Origin of the sequence: Pseudomonas spartinae (genome assembly GCF_965197125.1) — a bacterium.
Classification (GTDB): Bacteria; Pseudomonadota; Gammaproteobacteria; order Pseudomonadales; family Pseudomonadaceae; genus Aquipseudomonas; species Aquipseudomonas composti_A.
Genome location: NZ_CBDAMB010000008.1, coordinates 81,929 through 94,146, shown reverse-complemented (window position 1 = coordinate 94,146; position 12,218 = coordinate 81,929). Strand labels below are relative to the sequence as shown.

Genomic DNA, 12,218 nt, shown 5'->3' with positions numbered 1-12,218 from the left:
GGTCGCCTGCCTCCTTTCGAGGTACCTATCATGAAAATCGTCATCGCTCCCGACTCCTTCAAGGAGAGCCTCAGCGCGCCCGATGTCGCCGCGGCCATTGCGCGAGGCTGGCAGCAGGTTTTTCCCGAGGCCGAATGTTTGCTGAGGCCAATGGCCGATGGCGGCGAGGGTACGGTCGACGCACTGCTGGCTGCCGTCGGCGGCGAGCGCCGCGAGTGCGAGGTGCGTGGCCCCATGGGGACGTCGGTCAAGGCGCATTGGGGCTGGCTGGGGCAGGGCACTGCGGTGATCGAGATGGCGGCAGCCAGCGGTCTGCACTGGGTCTCGCGTGAGCAGCGTGATGCGCGTCTGGCCAGTAGTTTTGGCACTGGTGAGCTGATCCGCGAGGCGCTGGACGCGGGGGGCACTCGTATCATCCTGGGGCTGGGCGGCAGCGCTACCAACGACGCTGGCATGGGCCTGCTGCAGGCGCTGGGGATGCGCTTTCTCGACGCGCAGGGCCGTGAGCTGGCGCCAGGTGGCGCGGCGCTGGCCGATCTCGATCAGCTCGATCTGAGCGATCTCGATGCGCGCCTGATCAAGGTGCAGATCGAGGTCGCTGCTGACGTCGACAACCCTCTGTGTGGGCCGCGCGGCGCCTCTGCTGTGTTCGGACCGCAGAAGGGGGCGACCCCTGGGCATGTCGCGCAGCTCGACACGGCGCTCGGCCGCTTCGCTCGCATCGCGGCGAAGACCCTGGGCGAGGATCACGCCGAGTTTCCAGGGGTTGGCGCAGCCGGTGGCCTTGGGTTCGCGGCTCGCGCTTTCCTCAAGGCGAGTTTCCGTCCGGGCATCGAGTTGGTTGCTGAACTCTCCGGTCTGGCTGCCGCTATCGAGGGCGCCGATCTGGTGATAACCGGGGAGGGGCGCATGGATGACCAGACCCTGCATGGCAAGACGCCGGTGGGCGTGGCACGCGTGGCGCGCGCGGTCGGGGTGCCGGTTATCGCGTTATCCGGTAGTCTGGGCGACAACTATCAGGCGCTGTACGAGGCCGGTATCGAGGCTGCATTCAGTCTGGCACCGGGGCCTGTGTCGCTGGAACAGGCGATGGCGGGCGCGGCAGGCGAGCTGCAGGCACGTACCACGGATATCGCCCGGCTATGGCGTCTCGCACGGGCCTGATAGGCGAACCTAGCTGAACTCGGTCTGTCTGAAACTATTATTGTTCAGGCTCGACCGTGACAGTTACTCGCACCCGGCGTCTAATGGATCGAGATACCTCTGGAGGAATTGCTATGCGTAAACCCACTTTGCTCATCACCTCGCTGGCTGCGCTGCTGGCCCTTGGCGGTTGCCAATCCAGCCTGACCGGCGATACCTACAGCCGTGACGAGGCTCGAGCAGTGCAAACGGTGCGCATGGGGACCATCGAATCGCTGCGCCCGGTGAAGATCGAAGGCACCAAGACGCCAATCGGCGCAGGTGCTGGTGCCGTGGTCGGCGGTATCGGCGGCAGTGGCCTCGGTGGTGGTCGCGGCAGCGCGGTCCTGGCAGTGATTGGCGCAGTGGCGGGTGGTTTGCTCGGCGCCGCTGCCGAAGAAGGCCTGACCCGTACTCAGGGCGTGGAAATCACCGTCCGTGAAGACGATGGCACCATGCGTGCCTACGTGCAGGAAGTCGAGCCGAACCAGGTGTTCCGTGTCGGTGAGCGCGTGCGCATCATGACCGTCAACGGTACCAGCCGCGTGACTCACTGATCGTTGTACACAGGCCGGAGCAGCCCTGGTTGCTCCGGCTTTTTTGTGCCCTCGCCACAGTGAGGGACGGTTGCCGGGCGCACTTCGCGCCCGTGTGCATGTTACCAAGTGTGTTTTACGCTAGTTCAATGCATGACGTTGCGTTGATAGTTATGGATAATCGGCCGTTATGCTTGTGCTGACAACGACTTAGCTGCTCCGTTGTGGTGCATGGAATATCACCGTCAGGGAGTTGCGACTCCAATTCTCGTCGTTGGGTCAGCAAGCTCGACGTACCTGCATAAGGGGTTTTTCCGATGGCGCTTGCGCTGATTGTCGCCTTGCCATTTCTTGGGTTGTTTCTGCCGGTGCTGGCCGACCGGCTCGGACGCTCGGCCTGTGCCGCTGCGGCGGCGGTCGCGCCCATCGTGGCGCTGGTGCTGCTGTTCAACTATCAATCGGCGGTGTTCGCCGGTGAGGTGCTGCGGGTCAAGCTGGAATGGCTGCCCCAGCTGGGGCTGAATCTCAGTCTGCGTCTCGATGGTCTGGGCTTCCTGTTCGCCCTGTTGATTCTCGGCATCGGTTTGCTGGTGATCCTCTACGCCCGTTATTACCTGGCCAAGACCGAGCCGATGGGGCGTTTCTTCGCCTTCCTGCTGCTGTTCATGGGCGCCATGCTCGGTGTGGTGCTGTCGGAAAACCTGCTGCTGATGCTGATGTTCTGGGAGCTCACCAGCCTGTCGTCGTTTCTGCTGATCGGCTTCTGGGGTTCGCGCTCCGATGCCCGGCAGGGTGCGCGCATGGCGCTGGCGATCACCGGTGGCGGCGGTCTGGCGCTGCTCGCGGGCATCCTGCTGATCGGCCACATCGCCGGCAGCTTCGAGTTGTCTCAGGTCCTGGCGGCTGGCTACGCGATCCGCGCGCACGAGCTGTATCCGCTGGCGCTGGTGCTGGTATTGCTTGGCGTATTCACCAAGTCGGCGCAGTTCCCGTTCCACTTCTGGCTGCCGCACGCCATGGCGGCTCCGACACCGGTGTCGGCCTATCTGCACTCGGCGACCATGGTCAAGGCCGGGGTGTTCCTGCTGGCGCGCCTGTACCCCGCGCTGGCTGGCTCCGAGTGGTGGTTCTACATGGTCAGCCTGACCGGCCTGGCCACTCTGCTGGTGGGGGCGTGCATGGCGCTGTTCCAGCATGACCTCAAGGGCCTGCTGGCCTATTCGACCATCAGTCACCTGGGCCTGATCACCTTGCTGTTCGGCCTGGATACCCAGCTGGCCGCCGTCGCGGCAGTGTTCCACATCATCAACCATGCGACCTTCAAGGCTTCGCTGTTCATGGCCGCAGGGATCATCGACCACGAAACCGGCAGCCGCGACATGCGGCGCATCAACGGACTGTGGAAGTACATGCCGCACACCGCGGTGCTGGCCATGGTGGCGGCCTCGGCCATGGCTGGCGTGCCCCTGCTCAACGGCTTCCTGAGCAAGGAAATGTTCTTCACCGAAACCCTGCACCAGCATCTGTTGGGCGGTTTCAACTGGGTGATTCCTGCTGCTGCGACCCTGGCCGGGGTGTTCTCGGTGGCCTATTCGCTGCGTTTCATCCACGACGTCTTCTTCAACGGCGAGCCGATCAACCTGCCCAAGTACCCGCCGCACGAACCACCGCGCTACATGAAGGTGCCGGTCGAAGTGCTGGTATTCCTGTGTCTGCTGGTGGGCGTGGTTCCGGCCTATACGGTGGCGCCGCTGTTGGCTGCTGCCGCTTCCTCGACCCTCGGTGGTGAGCTGCCCGAGTACAGCCTGGCAGTTTGGCACGGGCTCAACCTGCCGCTGCTGATGAGTGTCATCGCCCTGTTCGGCGGGATCATCGTCTATGCCTGCCGCCAACCCCTGTTCCGCTGGTACGAAGGCTTGCCGAACCTCGATGCGAAGGATGCCTTCGCCAAGGTGGTGGGTTATATGACGCGCCTGTCGGTGCGCATTACCGCGCTGCTCGAGAGTGGTTCGCTGCAGCGTTACCTGGCCTGGATGCTGGGCAGTGCACTGACCCTGGTGGTCATCGCGCTGTCGCCGCTGGAGGAACTGGCCGGTAGCGTGGAGATGACGCCGCTCGATCCGCTGACGACTATCGGCATGCTGATTCTGATGGTCACGGCCGTGCTTACCGTGGTCTTCCATCGCCGTCGCCTGGTCGCGCTGATGATCCTCAGCGGTGCCGGTCTGATGGTGGCGCTGGCCTTCGCCCGCTTCTCCGCTCCTGATCTGGCACTGACCCAGCTTTCGGTAGAGGTGGTGACCATCATCCTGCTGATGCTCACGCTGTATTTCATGACCGACCGCACCCCGGCCGAGTCGAGCAGCCTGCGCGGCCTGCGCGATATGGTCCTGGCGCTGGGCAGCGGCACCATGGTGTCGATGCTGACCTACGCGGTGCTGACGCGTCCCTATGAGAGCATCTCTTCGTTCTTCCTTGAGAACAGTGTCTCCGGAGGCGGCGGTACCAACGTGGTCAACGTGATCCTGGTGGACTTCCGCGGTTTCGATACCCTGGGCGAGATCACCGTGCTGGCGATCGCCGGCATCGGCATCTATGCGCTGCTGCACGGTTTGCATCTGCCGCATCCGACCCACGACAAGAACGGTCGCCCGTGGTCCACCGATGCGCACCCGATGATCCTCGACAACCTGGCGCGTGCCATGCTGCCGATGGCGCTGCTGATTTCCGCGTTCATCTTCCTGCGTGGCCACAACCTGCCGGGTGGCGGCTTCATCGCCGGCCTGATCACTTCGGTGGCGCTGATTCTGCAGTACATCTCGCATGGTGTGGCCTGGACTCAGGAGCGCCTCAGGTTCAGCTATCACGCCACCGCCGGTTGGGGTGTGCTGATCGCCGGGCTGACCGGCCTGGGCAGTTGGGCCTTCGGTTCGCCGTTCCTGACGTCGGCCTTCGGTCATTTCCATATTCCGTTGATCGGTGAAATCGAACTGGCTACCGCCATCCTCTTCGATCTCGGGGTGTTCCTGGCCGTGGTCGGCGCCACTCTGTTGATTCTTTCCAACATCGGCCATGTCAGTCAGGACGAGTCGTGCAAGGAGGTCATCTGATATGGAGGCTGTATTCGCAATCACCCTCGGGGTGCTGACCGCCAGCGGGGTTTACCTGGTGCTGCGCGCGCGCATCTTCCCGGTGGTGATGGGGCTGACCCTGATCTCCTATGCGGTCAACCTGTTCATCTTCTCCATGGGCCGCCTCGGGACGGGCGTGCCGGCCGTCATTGGCAAGAGCGCCGAGTACGGTGATCCGCTGCCGCAGGCGCTGGTGCTGACCGCGATCGTCATTGGCTTTGCCATGACGGCGTTCGTGGTGGTGCTGGCGCTGCGTGGCATGGGTGAGCTGAAAACCGATCACGTCGATGGCGAGGAGCCGCGCGCATGAGTCACGCCATCATCCTGCCCATTCTGCTGCCGCTGTTCTTTGGCGCGCTGCTGTTGGTCGGCCACGGCTGGTCGCGTCAGGTCAAGCGCGGTATCTCCCTGGTCGGCTGTCTGGCGTTGCTGCCGGTGTGCATATACCTGGTGCAACTGGCCGGGACAGGGCAGTTGCAGGTCTACGCCCTGGGCAACTGGGCAGCGCCGTTCGGCATCATGCTGCTACTCGACCGCTTCAACGCCGCGTTGCTGCTTCTGACTTCGGTGCTTGCCGGCTTTGCGCTGATCTACGCCTGTCGCGGCGACGACGAGCGTGGGCCGAATTTCCATGGGCTGTTCCAGTTCCAGCTGCTCGGCATCAACGGCGCATTCCTCACCGCAGACCTGTTCAACCTGTTCGTGTTCTTCGAGATCCTGCTGATCTCCTCCTACGCGCTGCTGCTGCATGGCAACCGCGCCAATCAGGTCAAGGCGGGCGTGCATTACGTAGTGCTCAACCTGCTGGGCTCGTCGTTCTTCCTGATCGGCGTCAGCCTGCTGTATGGCCTGACCGGTACCCTGAACATGCCGGACCTGGCTGCGCGCGTGGCCAGCGCCAATGTCGCCGATGCGCCGCTGCTCAAGGCCGCTGCTTATCTGCTTTTGATCGTCTTCGGCCTCAAGGCCGCGGTGTTGCCGCTGTGCTTCTGGCTGCCGCGTGCCTATGCCGCTGCACCGGCTTCGGTCGCAGCCTTGTTTGCGATCATGACCAAGGTGGGTTTCTACGCCATCGTCCGAGTGTTCACGCTGGTGTTCGGCGAGCAGGCCGGGCCACTGGCCAATCTTGGTCATGAGCTGCTCTGGTGGTTGGCCTTGCCGACCATTGCCTTCGGTGTGTTCGGTGCGCTGGGTGCGCGTCAGTTGCAGTCGTTGCTGGCGTATCTGGTGGTGGTTTCGGTGGGCACGCTGATGGCCGGCTTCGCCATGGGCACCCCGGCGGCGCTGAGCGGCGCTCTGTATTACATGCTGCACAGCACGTTGATCAGCGCTTCGCTGTTTCTGCTGGCTGGCCTGGTGGTTGCCCAGCGTGACAGCGCCGGCGGCGACCTGCAGCAGGAACGCGCGCTGCGCCAGCCACTGGTGCTGGGCTGCATGTTCTTCTTCGCCTCGATTTCCGTGGCGGGGCTGCCGCCGTTCTCTGGATTCCTCGGCAAGATGATGCTGCTGCGTGCAGCAGAGCCGGGCTGGCAGGCCTGGAGCCTGTGGCCGGTGGTACTGATCGGCGGGCTGCTGACGCTGGTGGCGCTGAGCCGGGCCGGCACCAGCCTGTTCTGGCTGGGCCAGCAAACGGAGGGCAAGACCTCGACCGCCCAGCCGGCTGATCGCGTGAGTCTCCTGGCGGCGCTGGGCCTGTTGCTGGCCAGCCCGCTGCTGATGATCGCTGCCGCCCCGATACTGGCGTACCTGGAGGCTGCCGCGGCGCAGTTGCTCGATCTGCAACCCTATCTGTCGATCATCGCTGGAGGTGCGGCATGAGGCGCTTGTTTCCCCATCCGCGGATGATGCTGCTGTTGGCGGTGCTGTGGCTGCTGCTGGTCAATACCCTGAGCCTTGGCCACATTCTGCTCGGCCTGTTCCTGGGCTGGTCAATCGTGCACCTGTGCGGCGATTTCCTGCTGACGGTGCCGAAGGTGCGCAAACCCCTGGGGCTGCTGCTGTTCATCGGCAAGGTGTTCTACGACATCGTGGTGGCCAACCTGCAGGTGGTCAGGCTGGTGCTGGGGCCGAAGTCGCGCCTCGAGCCTGCATTCGTCGAGGTGCCAGTCGAGATCGAGAACGAATTCATCCTGTCGACCCTGGCCTGCATCATTTCGCTGACGCCTGGCACGGTGTCCGCAGGGCTCAGCTCCGATCACAAGACCCTGTTGCTGCACGGGCTCGACGTGCCGGATCACGATGAGCTGATCGCCACGGTCAAGAGCCGTTACGAAACGCCGCTGCTGGAGATTTTCGAATGCTCGAGAACGTAGTCTTTGTGTGCATGGGCATCGTCACGCTGGCGATGCTGCTCAACGTCGCGCGCCTGGTCGAAGGCCCGAGCATGGTCGACCGTGTCCTGGCACTGGATACCCTGTACATCAACGCATTGGCGCTGATCGTACTGTTCGGCATCTGGCTGGCATCGGATCTGTATTTCGAGGCAGCGCTGCTGATCGCGGTGATGGGCTTCGTTGGTACGGTCGCGGTAGGCAAGCACCTGCTGCACGGCGACATCATCGATTAAGGGAGAATGACCATGCCATTCTGGCTGGAACTGTTGATTTGCGCCTGCCTGATCCTGGGCAGTCTGTTCGCCCTGGTCGGTGCCATCGGCCTGTATCGCCTGCCGGACTTTTTCACCCGGCTGCATGGCCCGACCAAGGCCACGACACTGGGGGTCGGCGGTACGCTGATCGCCTCCATGCTGTTCTTCGCCCACCATACCGGCAGCCTCAGCCTGCATGAACTGCTGATCACCCTGTTCCTGTTCCTCACTGCGCCGGTCAGCGCGCATATCCTGTCCAAGGCCGCGATGCAGCAGAAGGTGCAGCTGTTCGAGCAGACCCGTGGCCAGCCGTGGGACGATGATCACTGATCGACTGTCAGGTATTTCTCGCGCCTGGCTGTAACTGTCGCCGGGCGCTGGCTCACCCTAGACTGCGCCCTTGAATCAAGCGACGTATCGGGTCAGGGGAGTCAGGAGCATGAGCGAGCCGAGCATTCGTCAGGCCTGTGCCGAGGATATCGATGCGCTCTGCGCGCTGATTCTCGAGCATGGGCCCAACCCCTGGAATCATCTGCCCGAAGTCGAGGTGCGCGAGCACCTGCAGGGTATTGCGACCAACGCGACGCTGGCCGTGTTGGCCGAGGAGCAGGGGCGGCTTCTGGGGTTCGTCAGTTATCGCCTGACCCGGGATTTCGCCGTTCACCAACCTGCCGCGAGTGCCAGCCAGTTGCATGGCTACATCTGCGAAGCGGTGGTGCATCGCGACTGCGCCGGTCGCGGAGTTGGCGCTCATCTGCTCACGGAGGCGGTGCAGGACCTCTGGCGGCGGGGCGTGCACGATGTCTATATCGACCGCCATGAAGAGAACGCCGCATCGGCAGGCATGATGCGCAAGGCCGGTTTCAGCGAGCTGCTGACTTATGCCGACTCGGCCCGGCGTGCCAATGGTTCGGGGCGTTCGACGCTGTGCTGCCTGCGGGCCAGGTAATGATCCAGCGACTGCCTGCCACGGCTTTGCCGGCGGTCATGCAGATTCGCTTCAGAAGGCCCGGCCAGGTCGCTGACGTCCGGCCGGGCGACCCTGCTTAGCGATTCAACCCGAGCATGTCCTTGGCCACGGCCTCGGCCACGCGAATACCGTCGACCCCGGCTGAAAGAATGCCGCCGGCGTAGCCCGCGCCTTCGCCGGCCGGGTACAGGCCCTTGAGATTCAAACTCTGCATGTCATCGCTACGGGTGATGCGCACCGGCGAAGAGGTGCGCGTCTCGATGCCGGTGAGCACCGCATCGGCCAGGTCGAACCCCTTGATCTGCTTGCCGAAGGCCGGCAGGGCTTCGCGGATGGCCTCGATGGCGAAATCCGGCAGCGAGGGCGCCAGATCGCCCAGCTTCACGCCCGGCTTGTAGGACGGCTGCACTTCACCCAGCGCGGTGGATGGGGTGCCCTTGATGAAGTCGCCGACCAGTTGCCCGGGCGCCTCGTAGTTGCGTCCGCCGAGCACATAGGCGTGCGATTCGAGGCGCTCCTGCAGTTCCACGCCGGCCAGCGGGCCGCCCGGATAGTCCTGCTCGGGGGTGATGCCGACGACGATGCCGGCGTTGGCATTGCGCTCGTTGCGCGAGTACTGGCTCATGCCGTTGGTTACCACACGCTCCGGCTCGGAGGTGGCGGCGACCACGGTGCCGCCCGGGCACATGCAGAAGCTGTAGACCGAGCGACCGTTGCTGGCGTGGTGCACCAGCTTGTAGTCGGCAGCGCCGAGTTTCGGGTGGCCGGCGTATTTGCCCAGGCGTGCGCGGTCGATCAGCGACTGCGGGTGTTCGATACGAAAGCCCACCGAGAACGGCTTGGCTTCCAGGTACACGCCACGGGCATACAGCATGCGGAAGGTGTCACGCGAGCTGTGGCCGAGGGCCAGCACGACATGGCGGCTGAGCAGTTGCTCGCCGTTGTCCAGCACCACACCGGTCAGTTGGCCGTCGTCGATGAGCAGATCGCTGACGCGCTGCTGGAAGCGCACTTCGCCGCCCAGGGCCTTGATCTCCTCGCGCATGGTGGCGACCACGCCGGTCAGGCGGAAGGTGCCGATATGCGGCTTGCTGACGTAGAGAATCTCGTCCGGCGCGCCGGCCTTGACGAACTCTTCCAGCACCTTGCGTCCATGGTGGTTGGGATCCTTGATCTGGCTGTAAAGCTTGCCGTCGGAGAAGGTGCCGGCGCCGCCTTCACCGAACTGCACGTTGGAGGTCGGGTCGAGCACGTTCTTGCGCCACAGGCCCCAGGTGTCCTTGGTGCGCTGGCGCACTTCCTTGCCGCGCTCGAGCACGATCGGGCGCAGGCCGGCCTGGGCCAGGATCAGCGCGGCGAAGATGCCGCAGGGGCCGAAACCGACGACGATCGGGCGTTCGTCCAGCGGTGTTTCGGCCTTGCCGACCGGTTTGTAGGCGATATCCGGTGCCGGGCCGACATGCCTGTCGTCCGCCAGGCGGGCGAGCAGCGCGGCTTCGTCTTTCACCTGGCAATCGAGGGTGTAGATGAACGGCATGTCGCCGTACTTCTTGCGCGCATCGTAGCTGCGCTTGAACACGCTGAAGGCGATCAGCTCGGCGTCATCGATGCCCAGACGCTGGACGATGGCCGGGCGCAGTGCGTCATCGGCGTGGTCGAGGGGCAGTTTCAGTTCGGTCAGGCGAAGCATGGGCAGTGTCCTGGTTGGCCGGTGGTGATCCGGCAAGGTGGAGAAGGGCGACGATTGTACGGGATTGGCTGGCTAGAGTGGGCGAACCGGCGGGCTCAGGTTCGCCGGCGTTCGATGGCGCGGCCCTGCACGAGCATCAGCGCCGCACCTGCGCCCGCCGCCACTGCGGCATAGATGATCACGGCCAGCGTACTGAAACGGTCGATGAGCAGGCCGCCGAGAATGGCGCCCGCCGCAATGGCCACCTGGAAGGTCATTGACAGCAGTGCGCCGGCACTTTCGGCGTGATCGGTGGCGGCGCGAGCGTTCCAGATCGAGATCGAAACCGGGAAGGCGCCGAAAGCGAAGCCCCATAGCGCAATCGCCGGCAACGCCACGTCGGCCTGCTTGCCGAACAGGATCAGTGCGAGCGCGACCGTGCTGATCAGGAACGCGCAGCTGCTGACCGCCCAGGCCGGGCTGCGCGCCGCGACAGCGCCCCCGGCCAGGTTGCCGAAAAAGCCACTGACACCGAAGGCCAGCAGGGCAAGGGAAACGGTCGGGACATCCAGGCGCGGCACTTCTTCGAGGAAGGGGCGAATGAACGTCAGTGCGGCGAAGTGCCCGGAGATGATCAGAAGGCCGGCTGTCAGGCCAATGGCCACTGCCCGACGGGTCAGGGCCGCCTTGAAGGAGGCCAGGTTCGGCGCTACGTTGGCCGGCAGTTTGGGCAGCGTCAGCATCTGGATGGTCAGTGCCACGATGGCAATCCCGGAGGCGGCCAGAAAGGTGGGTCGCCATCCCCATAGTTCACCGAGAAAGGCGCCCAGCGGTGCGGCGAAGACCGTGGCCAGGGAAATGCCCATGAGAATGATCGAGATGGCTTTCGGCACCTTGTCGGGCGGCACCAGGCGCAGCGCCAGCGGGGTCATCATTGCCCAGAAGCTGCCAAGGGAGAAACCCAGCAGGCCACGTGCGATCAGCAGCACCGAGATGTTCGGTGCCCAGGCCGAGAGCACGCAGGAGAGCAGCAGAACGATCATCAGGCCGCAGATGATCATTCGTCGATCCAGTCGGCCCGAACACAGCACCACCAGCGGCCCGGCGAATGCCGCGACCACGGCCGTCGCCGTGATGGCCTGACCCACAGCGCCATTGGAGGCGTTCAACTCGCTCGCCATCGGCGTCAGCAGGCTGATCGGCAGAAACTCGGCGGTCACCAGGCCGAAGGCGCCGAGGGCCAGAGAGATGACGGCCCACCACGCAGCAGGGCTGGAGCCGGGGTCGTCAGTAACCGCTGAAGCGGTATGGGGCATTGTGCAATCCTTGGTTTTCGTCTGGCAGCAGCGTGCGGCCGGACCGCGCAGGTTCGCCGTGAGGATGGTGCGCGGTGTTGGCAATTGCCGGTGCGATGCACCGGCAAGGCGAGGCTCAGTTACGCATGGCACCGAAATAGGCGCAGCCACGCAGCACCTGGCCATCGAGGCGCAGTTCGGCCGTGAGGTGGTTGACCGTGCCACTCATGTCATCGACGCAGCGCTGCGGTGCGACCCATAGGTCAAGACGCTGGCCGTTGGCTTCGCTGCTGAAGCTGAGGCGGCCGTCCGGCAGCTGTTCTTCCAGGTAGGGCAGGGCCAGCGGGGGCTTTTCGGGGCGATTGAGTACCAGGCCCTTGCTGCCGACTTCCAGGTGCCAGGACGGCTCGTTGCCGCCGGCGCGCAGGGTAAGGCGCTTGAAGTTGAGGTCTTCGCAGCCATGCCCTTCGCCTTGCAGGCGATAGATCTGGCTGATCTCGAAACGGCCGTCGCTGCCTTTGGCCTGACTGCCGCCCAGGCGCCCGGCCAGGTCGGCGAACAGGCTGGCGTGGCCGTCGCTGCCGAGGCGCATGATTTCTCGTTCGACTGAACTGTTGCCGCCGTCTACCAGCACGAAGCGGCGCTGCTCCTGGCACGGGGTGAAAACCAGCTGACCATTTTCGGCCTGGACTTGCCCTTGCAGGCGTGTCGCTGGCGGCGGGCCTTCCGGCTTGCCGGTGTAGACCTGGCAGGCAGCCAGAAGTGGGAGCAGGGCGACGCTGGTCAGCAGGGAGCGGGTGATGGACATCGGTATCTCCAAATACGAGCGGCCACCATAGCCACAGCGC

At 64.4% G+C, this 12,218-nt stretch carries 12 protein-coding genes; 9 read left to right on the top strand and 3 right to left on the bottom strand.

What is annotated here, in order from left to right; translation table 11 throughout:
- Window positions 1-30: 30 nt before the first annotated feature.
- The 9 genes from ACN8M7_RS17645 to ACN8M7_RS17605 all read left to right on the top strand — a co-directional run bounded on the left by ACN8M7_RS17645 (window position 31) and on the right by ACN8M7_RS17605 (window position 8,385).
- Window positions 31-1,164 carry a glycerate kinase gene (locus tag ACN8M7_RS17645; RefSeq protein ID WP_490261622.1) on the top strand — a complete coding sequence of 378 codons (1,134 nt, stop codon included), beginning with the start codon at window positions 31-33 and terminating at the stop codon, window positions 1,162-1,164.
- Window positions 1,165-1,277: 113 nt separating this feature from the next.
- On the top strand, window positions 1,278-1,739 hold the full coding sequence (locus ACN8M7_RS17640) for an outer membrane lipoprotein (RefSeq protein ID WP_490261621.1): 462 nt from the start codon (window positions 1,278-1,280) through the stop codon (window positions 1,737-1,739).
- Between the two features lie 296 nt (window positions 1,740-2,035).
- Entirely contained in the window at window positions 2,036-4,828 is a 2,793-nt protein-coding gene (locus ACN8M7_RS17635) for a monovalent cation/H+ antiporter subunit A (protein ID WP_490261620.1), read from the top strand.
- A gap of 1 nt (window position 4,829) precedes the next feature.
- Entirely contained in the window at window positions 4,830-5,159 is a 330-nt protein-coding gene (locus ACN8M7_RS17630; protein WP_061243067.1) for a Na+/H+ antiporter subunit C, read from the top strand.
- Window positions 5,156-6,667: a monovalent cation/H+ antiporter subunit D gene (locus ACN8M7_RS17625; protein ID WP_061243070.1), complete on the top strand. Its 1,512-nt coding sequence runs from the start codon at window positions 5,156-5,158 to the stop codon at window positions 6,665-6,667. Before ACN8M7_RS17630 ends, ACN8M7_RS17625 begins: the two co-directional genes overlap by 4 nt.
- Window positions 6,664-7,161, top strand: a complete 498-nt coding sequence (locus ACN8M7_RS17620) for a Na+/H+ antiporter subunit E (RefSeq protein ID WP_490261619.1) — start codon at window positions 6,664-6,666, stop codon at window positions 7,159-7,161. The genes ACN8M7_RS17625 and ACN8M7_RS17620 overlap by 4 nt, the downstream gene beginning before the upstream one ends.
- Window positions 7,146-7,415 (top strand): K+/H+ antiporter subunit F, encoded by a 270-nt coding sequence (locus ACN8M7_RS17615; RefSeq protein ID WP_061243076.1) that lies wholly within the window; start codon window positions 7,146-7,148, stop codon window positions 7,413-7,415. Before ACN8M7_RS17620 ends, ACN8M7_RS17615 begins: the two co-directional genes overlap by 16 nt.
- Window positions 7,416-7,427: 12 nt before the next feature.
- A complete protein-coding gene (locus tag ACN8M7_RS17610) occupies window positions 7,428-7,766 on the top strand; it encodes a Na+/H+ antiporter subunit G (RefSeq protein ID WP_061243297.1) in 339 nt (112 codons plus the stop codon).
- Between the two features lie 109 nt (window positions 7,767-7,875).
- Complete coding sequence (locus ACN8M7_RS17605; RefSeq protein ID WP_490261618.1) at window positions 7,876-8,385, top strand: GNAT family N-acetyltransferase; 510 nt, start codon at window positions 7,876-7,878, stop codon at window positions 8,383-8,385.
- Window positions 8,386-8,482: 97 nt separating this feature from the next.
- Here the strand turns inward: ACN8M7_RS17605 and ACN8M7_RS17600 are convergent, their stop codons facing one another.
- The 3 genes from ACN8M7_RS17600 to ACN8M7_RS17590 all read right to left on the bottom strand — a co-directional run bounded on the left by ACN8M7_RS17600 (window position 8,483) and on the right by ACN8M7_RS17590 (window position 12,178).
- Window positions 8,483-10,096 carry an NAD(P)/FAD-dependent oxidoreductase gene (locus ACN8M7_RS17600; protein WP_490261617.1) on the bottom strand — a complete coding sequence of 538 codons (1,614 nt, stop codon included), beginning with the start codon at window positions 10,094-10,096 and terminating at the stop codon, window positions 8,483-8,485.
- 95 nt (window positions 10,097-10,191) lie between these two features.
- On the bottom strand, window positions 10,192-11,391 hold the full coding sequence (locus ACN8M7_RS17595) for an MFS transporter (RefSeq protein WP_490261616.1): 1,200 nt from the start codon (window positions 11,389-11,391) through the stop codon (window positions 10,192-10,194).
- Between the two features lie 115 nt (window positions 11,392-11,506).
- Entirely contained in the window at window positions 11,507-12,178 is a 672-nt protein-coding gene (locus ACN8M7_RS17590) for a COG3650 family protein (protein ID WP_490261615.1), read from the bottom strand.
- Between the last annotated feature and the right edge of the window lie 40 nt (window positions 12,179-12,218).

What these genes read in the sequence shown, in the direction of transcription:
- ACN8M7_RS17645 (WP_490261622.1), top strand. Translation starts at nt 31, where the DNA reads ATGAAAATCGTCATCGCTCCCGACTCCTTCAAGGAGAGCCTCAGCGCG.
- ACN8M7_RS17640 (WP_490261621.1), top strand. Translation starts at nt 1,278, where the DNA reads ATGCGTAAACCCACTTTGCTCATCACCTCGCTGGCTGCGCTGCTGGCC.
- ACN8M7_RS17635 (WP_490261620.1), top strand. Translation starts at nt 2,036, where the DNA reads ATGGCGCTTGCGCTGATTGTCGCCTTGCCATTTCTTGGGTTGTTTCTG.
- ACN8M7_RS17630 (WP_061243067.1), top strand. Translation starts at nt 4,830, where the DNA reads ATGGAGGCTGTATTCGCAATCACCCTCGGGGTGCTGACCGCCAGCGGG.
- ACN8M7_RS17625 (WP_061243070.1), top strand. Translation starts at nt 5,156, where the DNA reads ATGAGTCACGCCATCATCCTGCCCATTCTGCTGCCGCTGTTCTTTGGC.
- ACN8M7_RS17620 (WP_490261619.1), top strand. Translation starts at nt 6,664, where the DNA reads ATGAGGCGCTTGTTTCCCCATCCGCGGATGATGCTGCTGTTGGCGGTG.
- ACN8M7_RS17615 (WP_061243076.1), top strand. Translation starts at nt 7,146, where the DNA reads ATGCTCGAGAACGTAGTCTTTGTGTGCATGGGCATCGTCACGCTGGCG.
- ACN8M7_RS17610 (WP_061243297.1), top strand. Translation starts at nt 7,428, where the DNA reads ATGCCATTCTGGCTGGAACTGTTGATTTGCGCCTGCCTGATCCTGGGC.
- ACN8M7_RS17605 (WP_490261618.1), top strand. Translation starts at nt 7,876, where the DNA reads ATGAGCGAGCCGAGCATTCGTCAGGCCTGTGCCGAGGATATCGATGCG.
- ACN8M7_RS17600 (WP_490261617.1), bottom strand. Translation starts at nt 10,096, where the DNA reads ATGCTTCGCCTGACCGAACTGAAACTGCCCCTCGACCACGCCGATGAC.
- ACN8M7_RS17595 (WP_490261616.1), bottom strand. Translation starts at nt 11,391, where the DNA reads ATGCCCCATACCGCTTCAGCGGTTACTGACGACCCCGGCTCCAGCCCT.
- ACN8M7_RS17590 (WP_490261615.1), bottom strand. Translation starts at nt 12,178, where the DNA reads ATGTCCATCACCCGCTCCCTGCTGACCAGCGTCGCCCTGCTCCCACTT.